The organism is Streptomyces roseochromogenus subsp. oscitans DS 12.976 (assembly GCF_000497445.1).
Taxonomy (GTDB): Bacteria; Actinomycetota; Actinomycetes; order Streptomycetales; family Streptomycetaceae; genus Streptomyces; species Streptomyces oscitans.
On sequence record NZ_CM002285.1, the window covers coordinates 1,677,868 to 1,679,563 of the forward strand.

General features: G+C 77.2%; 2 protein-coding genes and 1 pseudogene. 1 reads left to right on the forward strand and 2 read right to left on the reverse strand.

Annotated elements, in window-relative coordinates; genetic code table 11:
* The coding region (locus M878_RS57415; RefSeq protein WP_023545563.1) for an aminotransferase class I/II-fold pyridoxal phosphate-dependent enzyme at positions 1-805 on the reverse strand (805 nt) is incomplete at its 3' end.
* A 209-nt stretch (positions 806-1,014) separates the two neighbouring features.
* On the reverse strand, positions 1,015-1,275 hold the full coding sequence (locus M878_RS98250) for a hypothetical protein (RefSeq protein WP_023545564.1): 261 nt from the start codon (positions 1,273-1,275) through the stop codon (positions 1,015-1,017).
* A gap of 54 nt (positions 1,276-1,329) precedes the next feature.
* Here M878_RS98250 and M878_RS98845 point away from each other — a divergent pair.
* Positions 1,330-1,696: pseudogene (locus M878_RS98845) on the forward strand (hypothetical protein); the annotation flags it as partial.

Consider the following 1,696-nt stretch of genomic DNA (forward strand, 5'->3'; position numbering starts at 1 on the left):
CGTAGCCGGCGGCCGCGGCGACGGGTGCGGCGATGCGGGCACCGAGCGCGGTGAGGATGTCGAGCACGCGCGCGTGGAGGTGCCGTCCGGGTTCGGTGGCCGGGAAGCGGGCGACGGCGGCGGGCCAGCCGGCGGGCAGCAGGGATCCGGCGAGGTCGGTGACGACGGTGACCTGGTCGGGACGCATCTCGGCGGGGCTGAGCAGGACGGTGTCGTGGGGGTGGTGCAGGGTGTCGCGCCAGGTCTCGTCGCTGACCAGGTGCAGCCCCTCGGCGGTGGCGGCCTCGACGGTCTCGTGCAGCAGTTCGGGCGGGGCGACGGTGGCGGTGGGGTCGTCGGCGACGGAGAGCACGAGCAGCCGGGGTTCGCCGCCCTCGGCGCGGACCCGGCGGACGGTCTCCAGCAGGGCGTAGGGGTCGGGGACGCCGCCGCTCTCGGCGGGAGTGGGCACGTGGAAGACGGGCCGGCCGAGCAGCCGGGCGTACGGCGCCCACCAGGCGGCGCAGGGGCGGGGGACCAGGACGTCGGCGCCGTCTGCGGCGAGTGCGGCGGTGACGGCGAGCAGCAGCGCGGGGGCGCCGGGACCGGCGGCCACGTGGTCGGGGACGGTGGGCAGTCCACGCCGGGTCCAGTAGCCGCAGGCCGCTTCGAGGAGGGCGGGTGCGCCGCCGACGGGCTGGGCGTCGGCGCGGCTCGCCGCGGCGGCGAGTACGGCGGTGAGGTCGGGGAGTACGGGGAGGCCGTCACCGGGCAGGGGTGGGCCGTAGCGGACCGGGCCGTGGCCCTCGGGGTCCGTCCGCCGCATGTCCGCCTCCGCCGTCCTGGTGCCGGGTGCCGCCGGTCCGGGCCGGGTCGGCCGGGGCGGGCTGTGTCGTCGTGGGCTGCTGTGTGGTGTGTTCCTGACCGGGGGTCGTGGCCTGTGGTGCCGGCTGGTGTGGGGTCCGGCTGCCGGTGTTCTCGTGAGGGTGTGTACCCACCGAGCGGCCGGCCATGGGAGTGGCCTGCGTTGCCCGGTCACATGTCCGTGGGCCGGGCTCCCGCGGCGCGCCAACGGCCGTACAGCCGGTAACCGGCTCCGCCGCAGGCCGCGGCCATGCAGGCGGCTCCGGCGGCGAGGGCGGGGACCGAGTCGGTGAAGCTGCCTCCGGCGCCGGCCTCGACTCCGTGTTCCGCGGGCGGCGGATGTTCCGAGGTGCCCGGGTCGCATCCGTCGGTACCGTGGTCCTGCCGGTCGCCGGGCTTGCCACAGGTGCGGCCACCGTCGGGGCACGCCATGCCGCCGGTGCACTCGTGGCTGCCGCCGGGACAGGCGCCGCCACCGGTGCACTCATGGCCATTGCCGGGACAGGCGCCGCCCGCGCACTCATGGCCGTCGCCCCGGCATGGCTCGCCGGGTTGACAGCCCGCGCCGCCCTGACAGAACTCGCCCGCCCTGCAGCCCCCGCCGCTCTGACACGTCCCGCCCCCGCCCCCCTTACAGGCCCCACGGCCCGAGCCCACACCACCCGGACCCACACCATCCAGACCCCCACGGCCCGGACCCACACCACCCGGACCCACACCATCCAGACCCCCACGGCCCGAGCCCACACCACCCGGGCCTACGCCACCCGGGCCCACGTCGTCCCGACCCTGGCAGGACTCCGCTCCGCGGCAGTCCGTGTCGTCCTGGCAGGGCTCACCGGCCCGGCACAGG

What these genes read in the sequence shown, in the direction of transcription:
- M878_RS98250 (WP_023545564.1), bottom strand. Translation starts at nt 1,275, where the DNA reads ATGGCGTGCCCCGACGGTGGCCGCACCTGTGGCAAGCCCGGCGACCGG.